Source organism: Streptomyces sp. NPDC101234 (genome assembly GCF_044767525.1).
GTDB lineage: Bacteria > Actinomycetota > Actinomycetes > Streptomycetales > Streptomycetaceae > Streptomyces > Streptomyces sasae.
The window spans coordinates 112,244-130,129 of sequence record NZ_JBIWOA010000011.1; the positions used below are offsets into that span (position 1 = coordinate 112,244).

The window sequence follows — 17,886 nt, forward strand, 5'->3', positions numbered from 1 at the left end:
TTGGTTCCGCGGGGATTTCAGATGCGCTCGACGATGGTGGCGATGCCCATGCCGCCGCCCACGCACAGCGTGGCGAGGCCGTAGCGCTTGTCCTGGCGCTCCAGTTCGTCGACGAGCGAGCCGAGGATCATCGCTCCGGTGGCGCCGAGGGGGTGGCCGAGGGCGATGGCGCCGCCGTTGACGTTGACCTTGTCCAGGGACAGGCCCATGTCCTTCACGAAGCGCAGCACGACCGCCGCGAACGCCTCGTTGATCTCGACGAGGTCGATGTCGTCGATGGTCAGGCCGGCCTTGGCGAGGGCCTTGCGGGTGGCGGGGGCGGGGCCGGTGAGCATGATGGTCGGCTCGGAGCCGGAGACGGCGGCCGAGACGATCCGCGCACGGGGGGTGAGGCCGTAGCGCTCGCCGATCTCCTTGGAGCCGATGGCGACCAGGGAGGCGCCGTCGACGATGCCGGAGGAGTTGCCCGCGTGGTGGACGTGGTCGATCTTCTCGACCCAGTGGTACTTCTGCAGAGCGACCGCGTCGAAGCCGCCCAGTTCGCCGATGTCGGCGAAGGAGGGCTTGAGCTTCGCGAGGGAGTCGGCGGTGGTACCGGGGCGCAGGTGCTCGTCGTGGTCGAGGACGGTGAGCCCGGCGCGGTCCTTCACGGGAACCACGGAACGGTCGAAGCGGCCCTCCTTGACGGCCGTCGCCGCGCGCTCCTGGGAGAGCGCCGCGTACTCGTCGACGTCACGCCGCGAGAAACCCTCGATGGTGGCGATCAGGTCGGCGCCGATGCCCTGCGGCACGAAGTTGACGGCCAGGTTGGTCATCGGGTCGTTGAACCAGGCGCCGCCGTCCGAGGCCATCGGCACCCGGGACATCGACTCGACGCCACCGGCGAGGACCAGGTCCTCGAAGCCGGAACGGACCTTGGCGGCGGCCATGTTGACCGCCTCGAGACCGGACGCACAGAAGCGGTTCTCCTGGACGCCGGCCACCGTGTCGGGCAGTCCGGCGGCGATCGCGGCGATCCGCGCGATGTCGGAGCCCTGGTCGCCGACCGGGCCGACGACACCGAGGACGATGTCGTCGATCGCGGCCAGGTCGAGGCCCGGGAAACGGCCCTGGATCTCGTGGATGAGACCGACGACCAGGTCGATGGGCTTCGTGCCGTGCAGGGCGCCGTTCGCCTTGCCGCGGCCGCGCGGGGTGCGGATCGCGTCGTACACGTACGCTTCGGTGCTCACTGACAAGCCTTTCAACGAGGGTTTTTACGCGGTAGGGGGTCAGAGCCAGTTCTTGACGGTCTCGACCAGGCGGGCCGGGTCCGGGCCGACGGGGGTGATGTCGAGCATGGTCACGCCCGCCTCGCGGTAGGCCTCGATGCGGTCGCGGACGTAGCCCTCGGGGCCGCACAGGGATATGAGCTCGCAGAACTCGTCGGGTACGGCCGCCTCGGCCTCCTTCTTGCGGCCGGAGAGGTACAGCTCCTGGATGAGCCGGGCCTCCTTCTCGTAGCCGTAGGCGACGGCGAGGTCGTTGTAGAAGTTCTTGCCGGGGGCGCCCATGCCTCCGACGTACAGGGCGATCTTGGGGCGGACCAGGTCGCGGGCGGCGGCCGCGTCGTCGCCGATGGCGAGCGGGCCGCCCGCGACGATCCCCAGAGGTCCCAGGGCCGGGTCACGGCGGGCGGCGCCCTCCGCCAGCGGGGTCCCCCAGACCTCATGGGCCCGCTCGGGGATGAAGAAGATGGGCAGCCAGCCGTCGGCGATCTCGGCGGTCATCCGGACGTTGGCCGGGCCCAGCGAGGCGACGTAGAGCGGGACCTCGGCGCGCACCGGCTTGGTGAGGATCTTCAGGGGCTTGCCGAGGCCGCCGGGGCGGGGCATGTCGGTGATGCCGTGGTGGTCGATGACCTCGCGGCGCAGGATGCGGCGGGTCAGCTCGATCGTCTCGCGGGTACGGCCGAGCGGCTTGTCGTACGCCTTCCCGTGCCAGCCCTCGACGACCTGCGGGCCGGAGGCGCCCAGCCCGATGATCGCGCGGCCCCCGGAGACCATGTCGAGACCGGCGGCCGTCTGGGCGATCAGGGCGGGGGTGCGGGAGTAGACGTTGAGGATCGCGGAGCCGATCTTCATCCGCTCGGTGCGGGCGGCCAGGTAGCCCATGAGGGTGGGCGAGTCGAAGCCGTAGGCCTCGGCGACCCAGACCGCGTCGAGGCCCGCCGGTTCCAGTGCGGCCGCCCGGTCGGCCGCGGCCCGCGGGTCGCCCGCGTAGTCGAGGAAGGTGGAGAGCTCCATCAGGTGGGGTCCTTGTCGTGGTCGTCGAGCAGTGCGGGTACGTCCCAGTCGCGGGCCACGCCGGTGGTGTCCGCGCCGGGCCGGGCGGGGGCGGTCCGCACGGCCGTGGGGGTCGCGGAGAAGCGGGGGGCGGGGGCGGGCTGGGTGATGCCGCCGTGGTCGGTGAAGGTGCCGCGGGCGGCCAGATGGGGGTGGTGCGGGGCCTCCCGGAGGGACAGCACGGGGGCCACGCAGGCGTCGGAGCCCTCGAAGACGGCCGTCCACTCGGCCCGGGTGCGGGACTTGAAGCGGGCGGCGACCCGCTCGCGCAGTTCGCCCCAGCGGGTCCAGTCCTTGCGGGCGTCGGCCAGGTCGTCGAGGTCGCCCAGCAGCTGAAGGAACTCGGCGTAGAACTGCGGCTCCAGGGCGCCGACCGCCATGTAGCCGCCGTCGGCGGTCTCGTAGGTGCCGTAGTACGGGCAGCCGCCGTCCAGCAGGTTGGCGGCGCGCCGGTCGTGCCAGCCGCCGGCGGCGACCATGCCGTGGATCATCGCGGCCAGGTGCGCGGTGCCGTCCACGATGGCGGCGTCAACGACCTGGCCGGTGCCGGTCGCGCGCGCGTGGTGGAGCGCGGCGAGGACGCCGACGACGAGGTAGAGGGAGCCGCCCGCGTAGTCCCCGAGCAGGTTGGCGGGGACGGCCGGGGGTTCGTCGGGGCGGCCGATCATGCCGAGGGTGCCGGTGAGGGCGATGTAGGCGATGTCATGGCCCGCGCGGTGCGCGAGGGGCCCCTCCTGGCCCCAGCCGGTCATCCGGCCGTAGACCAGGCGGGGGTTGCGGGCGTGGCAGTCCTCGGGGCCGACGCCGAGGCGCTCGGCGACGCCGGGGCGGTAGCCCTCGATCAGGATGTCGGCGCGCTCGGCGAGGTCGAGGACGCGGGCAGGACCGTCCGGGGACTTCAGGTCGACGAGCACGGAGCGCTTGTTGCGGTTGGTGACGTCGTACGCCGGGTCGATCGCGAGTCCCTGGCCGCCGGGCCGGTCGACGCGGACCACGTCGGCGCCCAGGTCGGCGAGGAGCATCGCGGCGAACGGGCCCGGTCCGATGCCGGCCAGCTCGACCACGCGCACACCGGAGAGCGGGCCGTGTCCTGGCGTCCCTGCCGTGGTCATGCCGCCCCCAGTCATGTGACACAACTGATGTAACACCGACGATGTTAAGAACACGTTCCACTGGACACAAGAGTAGACGAGCAAGCGCTTAGTCAAGATACCCGGTGGGGGTGCGTCCGCACTCCTCACGCTAGCCTCAGCCACCGACAACGGCGCGGGTTGCAGGACCGAGAGGTGTCATGAGCAGGCTGAGAACGACGGACCGTCCGTACGACATCGTGCTTTTCGGAGCCACCGGCTTCGTCGGCGCGCTCACCGCCGAGTACCTCGCCGAGCACGCTCCCGAGGGCCTGCGCTGGGCGATCGCGGCCCGGGACGAGCGCAAGCTCGAAGAGCTGCGGGAGCGGCTGCCGGGCGGCGCGGAGGTCGGGCTGCTGCGCGCCGACGCCGCGGAGCCCGCCACGGTCCGCGCCCTCGCCGAGCACGCGCGCGTGGTGGCCTCCACGGTCGGCCCGTACGGCCGTTACGGCGCGGACCTGGTCGCGGCCTGCGCGGACACCGGGGCGGACTATCTGGACCTGTGCGGTGAGCCCGAGTTCGTGGACCTGACGTACGTGCGGCACGACGCACGCGCGCGTGAGACGGGCGCCCGCCTGGTGCACGCGTGCGGCTTCGACTCGATCCCGCACGACCTGGGCGCCTACTTCACGGTCCGGCAGCTGCCGGAGGGCGTGCCGCTGACCGTGGACGGCTTCGTGACGGCCGACGCGACCTTCTCCGGCGGCACCTTCGCCTCCGCGCTGGACCAGTTCGCGCGCCCCCGGCAGATGTTCGCCGCCGCCCGGGACCGCGCCCGGCACGAGCCCCGGCTGATGAGCCGGCGGGCGAGCGCTCCGGCGGGCGCCCCGCGTTTCGCGCCCGAGGTCGGCGCCTGGGCGCTGCCGCTGCCCACGATCGACGCGCAGATCGTGCGCCGTTCGGCGAAGGCGCTGGACCGCTACGGCCCCGACTTCCGCTACCGGCACTACGCGGCCGTCGACCGTCTGCCGGTCGCGCTCGGCGGGGTCGCGGCCGTCGCCGCGGTGGCCGCGGCCGCCCAGGTGCCGCCCGCCCGGCGCTGGCTGTCGGACCGTCTGAAGCCCGGGGACGGGCCGAGCGCGGAGAAGCGGGCTCGCAGCTGGTTCACGGTCCGGTTCGTCGGCGAGGGCGGCGGACGGCGCGTGTTCACGGAGGTCTCGGGCGGTGATCCCGGCTACGGCGAGACGGCGAAGATGTTCGCCGAGTCGGCGTTGTCGCTGGCCTTCGACGACCTGCCGCCGACGGCCGGCCAGGTCACCACGGCCCAGGCGATGGGCGACGCGCTGACCGAGCGGCTGCGCGCGGCCGGGATCGGGTTCCGGGTGGCGGCGACCCGCTGAACCCCTAGGACTGCCACTGGATCACGGTGTAGAGCATCCCGGCCACCCACCCGGACCCCACCACCACGGCGAGGACCAGCGCGGCCGCCACCGGGCGCCCGACGGGCTGGGCGGAGGCGGCAACGGACTCGGAGGTGCGGTATGTGGTCATGCGGCAAGCCTGCCGTCGGACTGTAACGGCCACATCCGTACTCGTACTCAGAATCGCTACTCAGGCCTGAGCTTCACGCAGCGCGCCGCGGCACAGGGCGTCCGCGCGGCGGGTGGTCTCCGGCAGCCGGTACTTCGGGGTGAGCGCGAGGGTGTGAGCGCAGGCGTTGTCCAGGCTCACCCGGTGGCCCACCGACACGAACACGGGCTTGACGCCGTGCCGGGTGCGCAGGGCGCGGCCGACCTCCTCGGTGCCGGCGAGCAGCGGTGCGTGGCTGCCGCGCGGGGCGTCCGGGTCGTCGTACGCGAAGGTGAACGGGTTCTTGGCGACGCCGATCGTGGGCAGGCCGGTGAGGACTCCGAGGTGACTGGCGAGGCCGAAGCGGCGCGGATGGGCGAGGCCGTAGCCGTCACAGACCACCAGGCCCGGCGGGCACGGGAGGGCGTCCAGGGCGGCCCGCACCGTCGGGATCTCCCGGAAGGCGAGCAGTCCCGGCACGTACGGGAAGGAGACCCGGCCGACGGCGGTCGCCTCGGCGACGACCTCCAGGCTCGCCGCGTCCAGCACGACGGCCGCCGCCGCGACCAGGTCCCGCTCGTCGTCATAAGCCACGTCGACGCCCGTGACATGCCCGGTACCGGGCGCCGGACCCGGCTCGTCGAGGATCACCCGCCCCCGCAGCTCGTCCTGCACGGCCAGAGCCTGTTCCTCGGTCGCGGGCCAGTCCGCGGGTACGCATACGGTCGTCATGGTGACCCCGAGCGTACGACGCGCCACGCGCGCGTGCCGATTTCCGGTGACCGGGTCAGCGCTTCCTGTCGCCCGAAGCCCGTTGCAGCTGGGCCTTGTTCATGTCCGAGCGGCCCTCGGTGCCGCGCTGCCCGGCCTCCTCGTGGAGCTGGTCGCAGGTCGGGCCCTGGGACCCGGTGTGGGACCGCTTGCCGCCGCGTCGGCCGGACGGCGTGTCCTGGATCGACGTACGGCCGGCGGTCTTCGACTCGCCGGAGCGGGCGCGTTCCTTGTTGACGGTCCGGGCGCCGCGCGCCTCCCGCGGGTCAGTGCTCCAGGCGTGCCGCCCGCCCCTGCTCGCCGGCCGCCCAGCAGCTGAGGTCGGGTGTGCAGGCCACGGTGTCGTACGAGCCGGTGTCGACGGTCCGCCAGGTGCGGCCGCCGTCGGTGGTCAGGTCGGTGCCGGTGGGGCCGACGGCGAGGGCGGTGCTGCGGCTGTGCGGGAGCCAGGCGGCGCCGGAGCGGTAGGCGGGCGGCGGGGTCGTGGCGGGCTGCCAGCTGCGGCCGCCGTCGGGGGTGAGCGCGGCCGCCTGCGGGGAGGGCTGGTCGGCTCGGTAGTCGCCGCCGACCGCGAGGCCGTGGGTGCGGTCGCGGAAGGCGAGGGCGAAGACGCCCTTGGCGGGGTCGCCCGCCGGGATCGGTGTGTCGGCGGCGGTCCAGGTGCGGCCGCGGTCGGTGGAGTGCAGCACGCGCGCGTGCGCGCCGCCGCCGGTGGCGAGCCAGGCGTCCTTCGGCCCAGAAGTGACCAGGCACTGGCCGCTCGCGGCGAAGCCCGCCTCGCCGTCCAGGGCGGGCGGCATGCCGGTGTCCGGCAGCACCCGCCAGGAGCGGCCGCCGTCACTCGTGGACAGGATGCGGAACTTCCCCTCGACCGGGTCGCTCATGGCGAGGCCGTGACGGCGGTCGAAGAAGGCCATGCAGTCGTAGAACGCGGCAGGGTCGGTGTTGCGGAAGGACTCGATCCAGGTCGTCCCACCGTCGTCGGTGCGGTAGACGCGGGACGCCTCGCCCTCGCCGATGGCCAGCACCACCGCGCGGCGCGCGTCGAACGCCTCGACGTCCCGGAACTGCAGGTCGCCAGCGCCCGGCGGGGAGACGTTCCGCCAGCTCGTCCCGCCGTCCGTGGTGCGCAGCACGGTACCGGCGGTACCGGCCAGCCAGGCGGTGTCGCGGTCGACGGCGGCCAGGCCGCGGAAGCGCACGTCCGGCGTGCCGGTGTCCTTGAGCACCCAGTGCGGTGTCTGTGCCGCGGCCCGCGCGGAGCCGACGGTCAGCGCCGCCAGTGCCGCCCCGCACGCCACCCCCACGGCCACCACACGGCTTGTACGTCCCGTTCGCCCTGCCCGTCGCGTGCTCCCCAAGCGCCTCATGGCGCGCGAAGCTAGCCCACTCCCCCGGTGGCGTCCAGAGGGCCCACCGGTCCCACCAGAAGTAAGCCGATGGTGTGAATACCTCCGGTGACACACGTCACCCGCTCTTCATGTGCACGGATCGGCGACTTCCGTCGTCTCTTCCAGTACCAGGTCTCACACGCCAGGAAATTCGTACAGCCGTCACGAGGGAGCAAGGCGTTGTCCACCGTCATAGAGCAGCCCGTAGAGGCCCGCCTGGTCGCGGCGTCGCCGCGCATGCCGAGCATTCCCGCCACCCTGTGCTACGACCGCGAGGACCCGTTCGCCGTCCGTATGACCTTCCCGGCCCCGGCCACCCTGGAGGGCGTCGACGTCTGCTGGACGTTCTCCCGCGAGCTGCTGGAGGCCGGCCTGCACGCCCCGGAGGGCAAGGGGGACGTGCGGGTGCGTCCGTACGGCTACGACCGGACCGTGCTGGAGTTCCACGCCCCCGAGGGCACCGCCGTCATCCATGTGCTGACCGGCGAGATACGCCGGTTCCTGAAGGCGACCGGCACTCTGGTGCCCGTCGGCCTCGAACACCTCCAGCTGGATCTGGATCACGACCTGACGGAGCTCATGCGCGACGCCTGCTAGGCGCCCGCCCCCGCGCCGCTCAGATGTTCCGGCGGCCGGCCATCAACTGGTTCAGCTCTCCGAATTCGAGGCCGCCCGCCAGCCTGCCGTACGTCCCCGCACCCAGCAGCTCCTGTGCGGCGAGACGGGTCACGGCGTGGACGGCCTGGGCGACGGCCGAGCCGACGCTCACCCGCGCCACACCCAGCGAGGCGAGCTCCGCGACCGGCGGTGCGCCGGGGCCGGCCATCACGTTCAGCGGCGCGTCGATCCCCTCGGCGAGGAGCTCGACGGTCTTCGGGTCGACGGCCCCGGGGACGAAGATCCCGTCGGCACCGGCGGCGAGGAAGGCCGCGGCCCGCTCCAGTGTGAGGTCCACTCCCCCGGCACCCCTCAGGAAGGTGTCGATCCGGGCGTTGACGAAAACCGGCACCCCCGCGGCGTCGGCGGCCTCACGGGCGGCGCTGATCCGTTCGGCCTGCTCTGCGACGACACGCAGCGGTCCCGTTCCGTCCTCGTACAGCGCGTCCTCGATGTTCACCCCGACGGCGCCCGCCTCGATCACGGCGCGCATCGTGTCGGCCACGGCCGCCGGGTCCTTGCCGTAGCCCGTCTCGACGTCCGCGCTCACCGGTACCTCGACCACTTCGGCGATACGTGCGACGGCGGCGAGCGCCCGGTCGCGGTCCAGCCGGTCCCCGTCCGCCGAGCCGAGCGTCCAGGACAGTCCCGCGCTGGTGGTCGCGACGGCGGCGGCGCCCGCGTCCTCGACGATGCGGGCGCTGGTGACGTCCCAGGCGTTCGGGAGGACCAGCGGGGTGCCGGGGATGTGCAGGGCGCGGAAGGCGAGGGCACGGTCGCGAAGGGTGTTCTGGTTCGTCATGGGGACGACTCAACCAGCCGGAGCGGGGCGGTGGCTGGCAGGAATCCGACATGCATGTGGGGCTCCGGCCGGACCCCGTTCTTTAATGCGTTGACGCCTCGCCGAGCCCGCTCGTACGGTGTTCCACGTCCTGTTGTCGCCGATTGGAGAAGGACGTTGCTCGTCTGAGGTCCTGAGACACCGCGCCACACCCATGAGGTGTGTCCGTGGCGTACGACCTCGGCGTGCGAGCCGTCCCCCCGGCGCAGGATCTCTCCTGGCCCTTTCGGCTGCTGCCTCGCGGTGTCTCGACACGCGTTTGCCCCCGACACCGCAAGCAACCGCGAGGCGCCTTATGTCTTCTTCCGTCACCTGTACGTCCCTGTTCTTCGCCTGGCCCGACGGCTCCCCCGTCTTCGAGGGCCTCGACATCGCCTTCGGCCCCGGCCGCACGGGCCTGGTCGGTGTCAACGGCTCGGGGAAATCCACCCTGCTGAAGATCGTCGCCGGTGAACTCGTCCCCGCCGACGGCACCGTGAAGGTGGCCGGCGAGGTCGGCCACCTTCCGCAGAACGTCACCCTGGACACCGCGTTGCGCGTCGACGAGGCACTCGGCATCGCCGCCCGGCGGGCCGCGCTGCACGCCATCGAGGCGGGTGACGTGTCGGAGGCGCACTTCGAGACGGTCGGCGACGACTGGGACGTGGAGGAGCGCGCCCTGGTCGCCCTCGGCGAACTCGGCCTCGGCCACATCGGTCTGGACCGGACCGTCGGCGAGGTCTCCGGCGGCGAGTCGGTACTGCTGCGGCTGGCCGCGCTGCTCCTGAGGCGGCCGGACGTGCTGCTGCTCGACGAACCCACCAACAACCTCGACCTGTACGCCCGCAGGCGGCTGTACGCGGCCGTCGAGTCCTGGCCGGGCGTGCTGATCGTGGTCAGCCACGACCGCGAACTCCTCGACCTGGTCGACCAGATCGCCGATCTGCGCGCCGGGGAGGTCACCTGGTACGGCGGCACCTTCTCGGCGTACGAGGAGGCCCTCGCCGTCGAACAGGAGGCGGCCGAGCGGATGGTGCGGGTCGCCGAGTCCGATGTCCGCAAGCAGAAGCGCGAACTGTCCGACGCCCAGGTCAAGCTGGCCCGGCGCAAGCGGTACGGCCAGAAGATGTTCGAGCAGAAACGCGAGCCGAAGATCGTCATGGGGGCTCGCAGGCGTGCGGCACAGGAGTCCGCGGGCAAGCACCGCATCATGCACGAGGAGCGGCTCGCCGAGGCGAGGGAGCGGCTGGACGAGGCGGTGGAGGCGGTCCGGGACGACGACGAGATCCGCGTGGAGCTGCCGTTCACGGCCGTGCCGCCGGGCCGGAACGTGCTCACGCTGGAGAACCTGGAACTGGCCCACGGTTCACACGTCAAGGGGATCGTCGATCTGCGCGGGCCGGAGCGGATCGCGCTGATCGGGCGCAACGGCTCGGGCAAGACGACGCTGCTGCGGACGATCGCCGGGGAGCTGGCGCCGGTCGCGGGGGCGGCGTACACACACGTGCCGTTGCGTTTCCTGCCGCAGCGGCTGGACGTGCTCGACGGGGAGCTGTCCGTCGCCGAGAACGTGGCCCGGTTCGCGCCGGGCGCCACCAACAACCGGGTCCGGGCACGGCTCGCCCGCTTCCTGTTCCGGGGCGCCCGCGCCGACCAGAAGGCGGCCACGCTCTCCGGCGGCGAACGTTTCCGGGCGGCCCTCGCCGCGCTGCTGCTGGCCGAGCCCGCCCCGCAGCTGCTGATGCTGGACGAGCCGACGAACAACCTCGACATGGCCAGCGTGCGGCAGCTGACCTCGGCCCTGGAGTCGTACGAAGGTGCCCTGATCGTGGCCAGTCACGATCTGCCGTTCCTGGAGTCGATCGGGATCACCCGGTGGCTGCTGATGGCCGACGGGGAACTGACCGGCACCACACCGGAGGAGGTGGCACGTCTCGGGGAGGGCACAGCCTGACAACGGGGGTTTTGTCGGCACCGGCCCGCCCTGCATGATGGCGGTCCGGGGCCCCCACAACGGGCGCCGGACCGCGCCCCCGACCCCGGAGACCTGTCGTGCCCAGCAAGAAGGCCCTCATCCGCCGCCCCAGCCCGCACCTCGCCGAAGGCCTGGTGACGCACATCGAGCGGGAGAAGGTCGACGTCGAGCTCGCCCAGGAGCAGTGGGAGGCGTACGCGGAGAGCCTGCGCACGCACGGCTGGGAGACCATCGAGGTCGACCCCGAGGACGACTGCCCGGACTCGGTGTTCGTCGAGGACACGGTCGTCATGTACAGGAACGTGGCGCTGATCACCCGGCCCGGCGCCGAGGCCCGGCGCGCGGAGACCGCCGGGGTCGAGGAGGCGGTGGCCCGCCTCGGCTGCTCGGTGAACTGGATCTGGGAGCCCGGCACTCTGGACGGCGGTGACGTCCTGAAGGTCGGCGACACCATCTACGTCGGCCGGGGCGGGCGCACCAACGCGGCCGGGGTGCAGCAGCTGCGGGCCGCGTTCGAGCCGCTCGGCGCGCGCGTGGTCGCCGTACCGGTGAGCAAGGTGCTGCACCTGAAGTCGGCGGTCACCGCGCTTCCCGACGGAACGATTCTGGGGCACATCCCGAACGTGGACCGGCCCTCGCTGTTCCCGGGCTTCCTGGCGGTGCCCGAGGATGCCGGCGCCCATGTGGTGCTGCTCGGCGGCGGCAAGCTGCTGATGTCGGCGAGCGCCCCGAAGACCGCGGAGCTGCTGACCGATCTCGGCCACGAGGTGGTCACGGTGGACATCTCCGAGTTCGAGAAGCTCGAGGGATGTGTGACGTGCCTCTCGGTGCGGCTGCGGGAGCTGTACGTCTGACCGGGTGATCGGTTCACCCGGTCGGCCCCGGGACCTGCGGGTCCCATGACCGTTTGGCATGTCCCGATTCGCCTTGCGCACGGTACCTGATCAGCAGTGTTTACAGCGCACTTAACCTACGGCTTCGTAACCTACGAATTCGTAGCCTACGATCACGTAGGTTTCCGGCACCGCTCGCCGGCCTTCTCCCGTTCATAGCCCCTTGTTCGGCGTCCCCTGGAGTTCTCGTGACGATCACTTCTCCCCATCTCGGCAGCTCGTCCGCCTGGACCGACGCCCGGCTGCTGTACGCCCTGGAGGAAGTGGTCGAGCAGGAGCTGAACCGCCATCTCAAGGTCGCCAAGGACTGGATGCCGCACGAGTACGTGCCGTGGACGGACGCCCGTAACTTCCCCGGCTTCTTCGAGGACGGCGAGGCCTGGGGCAAGGAGCAGTCCAAGGTCACCGAGATCGGCCGGATCGCCCTGGTGGTGAACCTCCTCACCGAGGACAACCTGCCCAGCTACCACCACGAGATCGCCTCGCTGTTCGGCCGCGACGGCGCCTGGGGCACCTGGGTGCACCGCTGGACCGCGGAAGAGGGCCGGCACGGCATCGTGATGCGCGACTACCTGCTCGCCTCCCGCGCGGTCGACCCGGACAAGCTCGAGGCGTTCCGGATGTCGCACATGAGCGAGGGCTTCGAGTCCGACAACCGGCACTCGATGCTGCACTCGGTCGCCTACGTCGCCTTCCAGGAGCTCGCGACCCGCATCTCGCACCGCAACACCGGCCACCAGTCCGGCGACCCGGTCTGCGACCGCATGCTCTCGCGCATCGCGACCGACGAGAACCTGCACATGGTCTTCTACCGGAACCTGCTCAAGGCGGCCTTCGAGCTCGCCCCCGACCTGACCATGCAGGCGGTGCGGGACGTCGTGGTCGACTTCCGCATGCCCGGTCACGGCATCCCCGGCTTCGAGCGGGCCGCCGCGCAGATGGCGATCGGCGAGGTCTACAACCTGCGCATCCACCACGACGACGTGCTGCAGCCGGTGCTGCGCCACCTGAAGGTCCTGGAGATCGACGGCCTCGGCCCGGAGGGTCTGCAGGCGCAGGAGGAGCTCGGGCTGTTCATGGGCGGGCTGAACGCGGAGGCGTCGAAGTTCGACGAGAAGCTGGCCGCGCGCAAGGCACGGATGGCGGCGCGCGCCGGCGCGTGACCGACCGCGCGACGGGGCGCTCCGAGCCGCGCGCACGCGGCGGGGCGCTCTGAAACGCACCCTCGGGCGGGGCGCGCCGAGGCGCATTCCCACGGCGGGGGCGCGCCGAGGCCCGTTCCCGCAGCCGGGGCGTACCGGGGCGTGCGGATTTTCCGTGCGCCCTGTCGGTGGCCTGCGGCATCATGCGCGCGTGCGTGCTGACAACACCTCCGACCGGGCGGTCGGCTTCCTGCTGGACCTGATCGACTCCGCGGACGCCGACCGGGTACGCGCGCGTGTCGGCCTGCCCCTCCCGGCGCCGGAGGACCTCCGAGAGGCCCGGCGCAGACTCCCGTGGAGCCTGCCGGCGTTGCCGTCATCGGCGATGCTGTGGATGCTCCAGGAGGACGACCCGGATCTCAACGCCGTCGTCTGGCGCCTCCTTCCCGACCGGGACACCGCGCTGCGGCGGGCCATCCTGGACGGGGTGCCGTTCGGCCCCGGCCGGCTGCTCGCGGTGGAGGTCGACCCGGTCCTGCGTGACGACTACAAGGCACCGCAGGTCCCGGACCGGATCGCCCGCATCGGGCTGGTCCCGGCCCTGCGCGAGTCGGCCTCCATGGCCGCCGCGCGGGAGGCCACCTCCATGGTCTACCGGCGCGAGCACTGGCAGACCGTCGCCGAGGCGGACCGCGAGAACTCCCTGCCCGGTTACGTCCGTTGGGCCCTCTCGATCCGCCCGGACTGTCCGCCCTCGCTGCGCGCCCAGTTCGGCACCCACCGCAAGTTCGACTTCCGGGTCCGCCAGGCGGGAATCCTGGACGGCCCCGCCGAGTACGCTCTGGATCACGGCCCCGCCCTGGACGTGCTGAAGGTGCTGTCCATGGGGCACGTGATGTTCCCGAGCCGGTCCGCCGAGGCGGAAGCCGCCCTGCGGCCCCTGGTCCAAGATCACCTGGGCGACCGCGAGGAGGCCTGGGCGGTGCTGGCCCAGCTGATCGGCACCTTCCACGGCACGGTGGGGGAACTGGTCGTGACAGCGGGGGCGATCGCCTAGGCGACCCGTTGCCGGGCGGCCCGCTGCTTGTACTGCTCCGGATAGCGCTCGGTGAACTTCACCGCCCAGACCAGCAGAGCGACGGGGACGACCCAGTTGAACCAGTCGCTCTGCCCCGGCAGCCTGATGGCCAGCCAGGTGGACAGGGCCATCAGCGCGAAGACTACGCCCCAGGCCACGGTCAGCACCTTGTTGACGTGTGCGAAGACGGGCGAGGCCCAGAACTCGCGCGGTACCGACTGGCGGGCGTACTGCGCGGTGAAGGGGTCGGAGAGCAGGGAGCCGAGGGCCACGACGGCCACCACCGCGTTGGAGACGACCTGGGCATACGTCTCCAGCCAGATCAGTTCATGGCGGTGCAGGGCGAGCGCGAGGACGCAGAGCACGGCGAAGAACACGATGGCGACCATGTCGAGGAGGAAGTACCGGCCCCGGAGCATGTCCCTGCCGGAGAGCACCACCGCGGCGATCAGCGCGGCCAGTGCCGCGTACTCCCAGGTGCTGGGGGCGGCGACGACACCGAAGATGATCCACGGGGCGAAGGAGAAGAAGACACCCCCGGTGCTGACGGGCTTCTCGGCCCGGGTCGTGGTGGCGGGCCGCTGTTCCGTGTGTCCCATGGGAGCTCCTCCCATCGCCACGTCGCTCTTCTTCCAGCGTGCCCCGTGACCGAGCCGCGCGCATGCCTTCCCCAGTACGACACGGCTCCGGGGCTCCTGGAGTGGAAAGACGGACGTGTGGCGGGTTTCGACGCCGGCGGCCGGGCCGGGAACCGCCATGCCCCAACGGCTCCGGGTCTGTCTCTCAGGGGGCGGGGCGGCCGGATTCGAACCGGCGTGTTCTGGTTCTGGAGACCGGTGCGCCTGCCTCTGCGCTACGGCCCCGCCCTTGCGGCAGATCGTAATGCCTTGGCCCGCTGTCAGTGCCGGCTGGTACCAATGAAGCACTCGGGGAACCGCGCGGCGGGGGGCTGCACATGGCGTACGGAGAGCGGGGGCGGCCACGCCTTCTTGTGGCCGATCTGTCTGATCGCAAGGCCCTTCAGGCGTACCGGCCGGCGGATCCGGCGGTGGTGGCCGAGGCGCGGCGGCTGAAGGAGGCCGCGCTGCTGGACTTCGGGCTGACCGAGTCCGCGGTGGCCTCGTGGCTGTACTCGAAGTGCCCGCACCAGATCCCGACGACGGCGGTGGACACGGCGGCCGTGGTGGCCTCGGGCGACGGCACCTGTCTGCTGCTGTACAACCCGGACTTTTTCGTCGCGCTCGGCCTGGACGGCGTGAAGTTCGTGCTGTTCCACGAGGCCCGGCATCTGGTGCACCGCCATCTCCTGGCCGACGCCGAGCTGCGCGAGGACCCGGTGTTCACGCTGGCCGCCGAGGTCGCCATCAACCATGTGGCCCTGGTCCGCCTCGGCCGCGAGGCGCTGCCCCTGCTGGACGGCCGGCCGACGGGCGTCGATCCGCGCCGGGTGTACGACGCCTACCGGCAGGACCTGACCGCGCACGGCCTGGAGCCACTCGCCTTCGAGGTGTTCATCGAGACGGACATGCGGATCTACGGCGAGCTGAAGCGCATGTGCGATCCGCCGGTGCCACCGCCGCTGTGCCCGCATCTGGTGGCCGGCCTGGTCCCCGCCGACCAGGAGACGGTCGACGCGGTGACCTCCTCCGCGCTGCTCAACTCCCTGCTGGCGGCCCGGCGCGGACACGCGGGCGCCGAGCGTGAGCTGCTCGACCTCATGAGCCGTACGGAGGAGGGTTCCGCGCGGGCCGCGAAGCTCTGGGGAAACCTGGGCGCGGGGGTGCTGCGCGGCGAGACCACCCGCACCCGGACCGTCGACTGGTGGCAGCGCTGGCTGGTCGACGTGCTGGGTTCCCGGCTGCGCGACGGCGAGCGCCTGGTGTACCCGAAGAAGCGCGGCGCCCTGCTCGCCGCCCTGGGGCAGGACCCGATGCTCGCGCGGCGCGGCCCGGTGCGGGACAAGGTGCTCGTCATCGCCTACGACACCTCGGGGTCGATGCCGGACCAGGTGATCGACTGGCTCACCCGGCTGGTCGGCCGGATCGACGGGGTGGCGGCGCACTGGCTGTCCTTCGACGCCGTGGTGATGCCGTTCCGGCCCGGCGAGAGGGTGTACGGCGGTGGTGGCACCAGCTTCCAGGTGGTCGCGGACTACGTGGAGGGCCGTACCGAGGTGGCGGGCCGGCGCTGCGACGTGACCCCGGACGCGGTCGTCGTCCTGACCGACGGCTACGCACCGCCGATCACACCGGCCGAGCCGGAGAAGTGGATCTGGCTCATAACCGACGGCGGCAACGACTGGCCCGATACGCACACACCCGCGATGGACTGCCATCGCGTCACCACAGGATCGCGGTAGATGACCACAGAGGCAGAGACCACAGAGGCCGAGACCACAACCACCGAGGGCGGGAAACCGGCGGCGGCGTCCCGGCTGGAGTCCTTCATCGACGCGATGATCGACATGGGGCAGACGGGGCAGATCTTCGGCGAGCACGGCATCGGGAAGACGGCGACGTTCTTCTCGCACATCGCCCGCGCCCACCCGGACACCACCCTGGTGTACGTGCCGGCGGCGAACCTGACCCCGGACGATCTACTGGTCAACGCGCCGGTCAGGGACCCGCGCACGGGTGAACTGGTGCTGCGCCAGCTGGTGATGAGCCGGCTCAGGCCGGGCCGGCCGTTCGTGCTGCTCATCGACGACTCGCTGCAGGCGGGCGACACGATCCAGTCGCAGCTGATGCAGATCGCCTGCAACTGGTCGCTGGGTGAGCACGATCTGCGCGCCCTGGGCTGCGTCGGCGTGTTCCTCACCGACAACGAGTCACTGACGGAGACCTCGGCGCGCCGTGGGGACCTGGCGCTCCTGGACCGCATGGTGACGATGCGGATCACTGCGAACGACACCTCCTGGCGCCGGCATCTCGCGGCCAGGTACCGCCCGTGGGACCTGCGTCCGGTGTTCTCCCTGTGGGCGTCGCTCTCCCCCGCCCTGCGCGAACTGCTCTCCCCGCGCACCCTCGACCACGTCCTGGCCAACGCGCGCGAGGGCTTCCCGCTGCGCTGGGGCCTGCCTCTGGTCGACGGCGAGCGGCTGCGGCTCGCCGAACCGGGCCCGGACGGCAGACCGGGCCAGAACCGCACGGCCGAGATTCTGGACCGGATCGCCGCGAGCATCGGCGTGGCCAATCCGGCGACGATCGCGGACCCGGTGCGGCAGGTGGTGCGGGCGGCCCTGCGCAACCGCTGGACGGTGCTGCTCCAGGGGCCGCCGGGCTGCGGCAAGACGGAGCTGGTGCGGGAGACCCTGCGCGATGGCCTCGGCCGGGACCCGCTCTACTTCTCCCTGCCGGTGACGAACGTCGAGGACCTGTGCGCGCCGGTCCCGTCCCCGGACGGCACCCTGGACAACCTGCTCGCCGCGCCCTTCACGGGTCCGGAGCCCAAGGCGATCGTCTGGGACGAGTACAACCGGCCCAAGGACAGGGCCGCGTTCGCCAAGCTGATGGAGGTCACCCAGGAGTGGTCGCTGGCGGGGCGGCGGATCGAGCACCTGCGGGCGCAGATAGCCGTGCAGAACCCGCCGTACCACCTGGGCCGCAAGCTGCTGGTGTCGCGGAACAACATCGCCCAGGCGACCCGTTTCACGGCCTCGCTCACGGTCGAGCCCGAGGACATCCCGGCCAACGAGTGGCTGCTCGCGAGGTACGGCCGGGACGCCGAGACGGTCCTGGAGTGGTGGAAGCACGACATCGACGACGAGGGACGGGCCTGGATCACCAAGCGGACCCCGGAGCGGCTGATCAAGCTGCACCGCAAGGGGCTGCCGCTGGAGATGGGCATGGTCTACCTCGGCGACGGCGAGTACGCGCCGGTGCCGCTGACCGCCCTCATCGACCGCTTCAAGGGGCGCCCCGTCACCGGTCTGCGCGAGTTGGCCCGGGACGTCGGCGCCTGGGAGACCCGGCTGCGCCGGGCGGCCGCGCTGTCCGACGAGGGCGGTGACGACAGCGACGTGGTCCACCAGATCCTCGCCAACGCCGAGCTGTCGCAGCTGAAGAGGCATCGGGCGGTGGTGCTCCGGCTGGTGTCGCTGCTCCCCGCCAAGCTGCGCGCGACCTATCTGGTGGGGGCCTCGGAGCGGCAGCAGCGGTACTGGTCGGAGGTGTTCATGGAGACCCGCAGGCGCTGAC

The 17,886-nt window shown here is 71.9% G+C and carries 16 protein-coding genes, 1 tRNA gene and 1 pseudogene; 8 read left to right on the forward strand and 10 right to left on the reverse strand.

Annotation, left to right across the window (positions count from 1 at the left end):
- Positions 1 to 17: 17 nt before the first annotated feature.
- The 3 genes from ACIRR9_RS21360 to ACIRR9_RS21370 are packed head-to-tail and all read right to left on the reverse strand — an operon-like array spanning position 18 to position 3,436.
- Positions 18 to 1,232 (reverse strand): acetyl-CoA C-acetyltransferase, encoded by a 1,215-nt coding sequence (locus tag ACIRR9_RS21360; protein WP_403753981.1) that lies wholly within the window; start codon positions 1,230 to 1,232, stop codon positions 18 to 20.
- Between the two features lie 39 nt (positions 1,233 to 1,271).
- Positions 1,272 to 2,285, reverse strand: coding sequence for an LLM class F420-dependent oxidoreductase (locus tag ACIRR9_RS21365; protein WP_123972088.1), 1,014 nt, complete (start codon positions 2,283 to 2,285; stop codon positions 1,272 to 1,274).
- Positions 2,285 to 3,436 (reverse strand): CaiB/BaiF CoA transferase family protein, encoded by a 1,152-nt coding sequence (locus ACIRR9_RS21370; protein ID WP_403753986.1) that lies wholly within the window; start codon positions 3,434 to 3,436, stop codon positions 2,285 to 2,287. The genes ACIRR9_RS21365 and ACIRR9_RS21370 overlap by 1 nt, the downstream gene beginning before the upstream one ends.
- 179 nt (positions 3,437 to 3,615) lie before the next feature.
- Here ACIRR9_RS21370 and ACIRR9_RS21375 point away from each other — a divergent pair, with 179 nt between their 5' ends.
- The gene (locus ACIRR9_RS21375) at positions 3,616 to 4,794 is read left to right on the forward strand and encodes a saccharopine dehydrogenase family protein (RefSeq protein WP_403753989.1); all 1,179 of its coding nucleotides are present in this window, start codon (positions 3,616 to 3,618) and stop codon (positions 4,792 to 4,794) included.
- A 4-nt stretch (positions 4,795 to 4,798) separates the two neighbouring features.
- Here the strand turns inward: ACIRR9_RS21375 and mmpA are convergent, their stop codons facing one another.
- The 4 genes and pseudogenes from mmpA to ACIRR9_RS21395 all read right to left on the reverse strand — a co-directional run bounded on the left by mmpA (position 4,799) and on the right by ACIRR9_RS21395 (position 7,104).
- The gene (gene mmpA / locus ACIRR9_RS21380) at positions 4,799 to 4,945 is read right to left on the reverse strand and encodes a morphogenic membrane protein MmpA (protein WP_403753992.1); all 147 of its coding nucleotides are present in this window, start codon (positions 4,943 to 4,945) and stop codon (positions 4,799 to 4,801) included.
- Positions 4,946 to 5,005: 60 nt separating this feature from the next.
- Entirely contained in the window at positions 5,006 to 5,695 is a 690-nt protein-coding gene (locus ACIRR9_RS21385) for an endonuclease V (protein WP_403753995.1), read from the reverse strand.
- 55 nt (positions 5,696 to 5,750) lie between these two features.
- Positions 5,751 to 5,993: pseudogene (locus ACIRR9_RS21390) on the reverse strand (plasmid stabilization protein); the annotation flags it as partial.
- 7 nt (positions 5,994 to 6,000) lie between these two features.
- The gene (locus tag ACIRR9_RS21395; protein ID WP_403753998.1) at positions 6,001 to 7,104 is read right to left on the reverse strand and encodes a WD40/YVTN/BNR-like repeat-containing protein; all 1,104 of its coding nucleotides are present in this window, start codon (positions 7,102 to 7,104) and stop codon (positions 6,001 to 6,003) included.
- 201 nt (positions 7,105 to 7,305) lie between these two features.
- Here ACIRR9_RS21395 and ACIRR9_RS21400 point away from each other — a divergent pair, with 201 nt between their 5' ends.
- Entirely contained in the window at positions 7,306 to 7,722 is a 417-nt protein-coding gene (locus tag ACIRR9_RS21400; RefSeq protein WP_403754001.1) for an SsgA family sporulation/cell division regulator, read from the forward strand.
- Positions 7,723 to 7,741: 19 nt separating this feature from the next.
- Here the strand turns inward: ACIRR9_RS21400 and ACIRR9_RS21405 are convergent, their stop codons facing one another.
- On the reverse strand, positions 7,742 to 8,584 hold the full coding sequence (locus tag ACIRR9_RS21405; protein WP_403754004.1) for an isocitrate lyase/phosphoenolpyruvate mutase family protein: 843 nt from the start codon (positions 8,582 to 8,584) through the stop codon (positions 7,742 to 7,744).
- A gap of 334 nt (positions 8,585 to 8,918) precedes the next feature.
- Between ACIRR9_RS21405 and ACIRR9_RS21410 the strand changes: the two genes are divergently transcribed.
- The 4 genes from ACIRR9_RS21410 (at position 8,919) to ACIRR9_RS21425 (ending at position 13,669) form a co-directional block, all read left to right on the forward strand.
- Positions 8,919 to 10,556 carry an ABC-F family ATP-binding cassette domain-containing protein gene (locus ACIRR9_RS21410; RefSeq protein ID WP_403754006.1) on the forward strand — a complete coding sequence of 546 codons (1,638 nt, stop codon included), beginning with the start codon at positions 8,919 to 8,921 and terminating at the stop codon, positions 10,554 to 10,556.
- Positions 10,557 to 10,654: 98 nt separating this feature from the next.
- Positions 10,655 to 11,431, forward strand: coding sequence for a dimethylargininase (ddaH, locus tag ACIRR9_RS21415; RefSeq protein ID WP_403754009.1), 777 nt, complete (start codon positions 10,655 to 10,657; stop codon positions 11,429 to 11,431).
- A gap of 227 nt (positions 11,432 to 11,658) precedes the next feature.
- Positions 11,659 to 12,633, forward strand: coding sequence for an acyl-ACP desaturase (locus ACIRR9_RS21420; RefSeq protein ID WP_123972096.1), 975 nt, complete (start codon positions 11,659 to 11,661; stop codon positions 12,631 to 12,633).
- A 190-nt stretch (positions 12,634 to 12,823) separates the two neighbouring features.
- A complete protein-coding gene (locus ACIRR9_RS21425; RefSeq protein WP_403754012.1) occupies positions 12,824 to 13,669 on the forward strand; it encodes a hypothetical protein in 846 nt (281 codons plus the stop codon).
- Here the strand turns inward: ACIRR9_RS21425 and ACIRR9_RS21430 are convergent.
- Both ACIRR9_RS21430 and ACIRR9_RS21435 read right to left on the reverse strand, forming a co-directional pair.
- On the reverse strand, positions 13,666 to 14,289 hold the full coding sequence (locus ACIRR9_RS21430) for a hypothetical protein (protein WP_403754015.1): 624 nt from the start codon (positions 14,287 to 14,289) through the stop codon (positions 13,666 to 13,668). The genes ACIRR9_RS21425 and ACIRR9_RS21430 overlap by 4 nt on opposite strands.
- A 190-nt stretch (positions 14,290 to 14,479) precedes the next feature.
- Positions 14,480 to 14,555 (reverse strand) — tRNA-Trp (locus tag ACIRR9_RS21435).
- 90 nt (positions 14,556 to 14,645) lie between these two features.
- On the opposite strand from ACIRR9_RS21435, the gene ACIRR9_RS21440 reads away from it, so the two are divergent.
- Positions 14,646 to 16,049, forward strand: a complete 1,404-nt coding sequence (locus tag ACIRR9_RS21440; protein WP_403754017.1) for a hypothetical protein — start codon at positions 14,646 to 14,648, stop codon at positions 16,047 to 16,049.
- Complete coding sequence (locus tag ACIRR9_RS21445; protein WP_403754020.1) at positions 16,050 to 17,885, forward strand: AAA family ATPase; 1,836 nt, start codon at positions 16,050 to 16,052, stop codon at positions 17,883 to 17,885.
- Position 17,886 lies beyond the last annotated feature (1 nt).

What these genes read in the sequence shown, in the direction of transcription:
- ACIRR9_RS21365 (WP_123972088.1), bottom strand. Translation starts at nt 2,285, where the DNA reads ATGGAGCTCTCCACCTTCCTCGACTACGCGGGCGACCCGCGGGCCGCG.
- ACIRR9_RS21370 (WP_403753986.1), bottom strand. Translation starts at nt 3,436, where the DNA reads ATGACCACGGCAGGGACGCCAGGACACGGCCCGCTCTCCGGTGTGCGC.
- ACIRR9_RS21375 (WP_403753989.1), top strand. Translation starts at nt 3,616, where the DNA reads ATGAGCAGGCTGAGAACGACGGACCGTCCGTACGACATCGTGCTTTTC.
- mmpA (WP_403753992.1), bottom strand. Translation starts at nt 4,945, where the DNA reads ATGACCACATACCGCACCTCCGAGTCCGTTGCCGCCTCCGCCCAGCCC.
- ACIRR9_RS21385 (WP_403753995.1), bottom strand. Translation starts at nt 5,695, where the DNA reads ATGACGACCGTATGCGTACCCGCGGACTGGCCCGCGACCGAGGAACAG.
- ACIRR9_RS21395 (WP_403753998.1), bottom strand. Translation starts at nt 7,104, where the DNA reads ATGAGGCGCTTGGGGAGCACGCGACGGGCAGGGCGAACGGGACGTACA.
- ACIRR9_RS21405 (WP_403754004.1), bottom strand. Translation starts at nt 8,584, where the DNA reads ATGACGAACCAGAACACCCTTCGCGACCGTGCCCTCGCCTTCCGCGCC.
- ACIRR9_RS21410 (WP_403754006.1), top strand. Translation starts at nt 8,919, where the DNA reads ATGTCTTCTTCCGTCACCTGTACGTCCCTGTTCTTCGCCTGGCCCGAC.
- ACIRR9_RS21430 (WP_403754015.1), bottom strand. Translation starts at nt 14,289, where the DNA reads ATGGGACACACGGAACAGCGGCCCGCCACCACGACCCGGGCCGAGAAG.
- ACIRR9_RS21440 (WP_403754017.1), top strand. Translation starts at nt 14,646, where the DNA reads ATGGCGTACGGAGAGCGGGGGCGGCCACGCCTTCTTGTGGCCGATCTG.
- ACIRR9_RS21445 (WP_403754020.1), top strand. Translation starts at nt 16,050, where the DNA reads ATGACCACAGAGGCAGAGACCACAGAGGCCGAGACCACAACCACCGAG.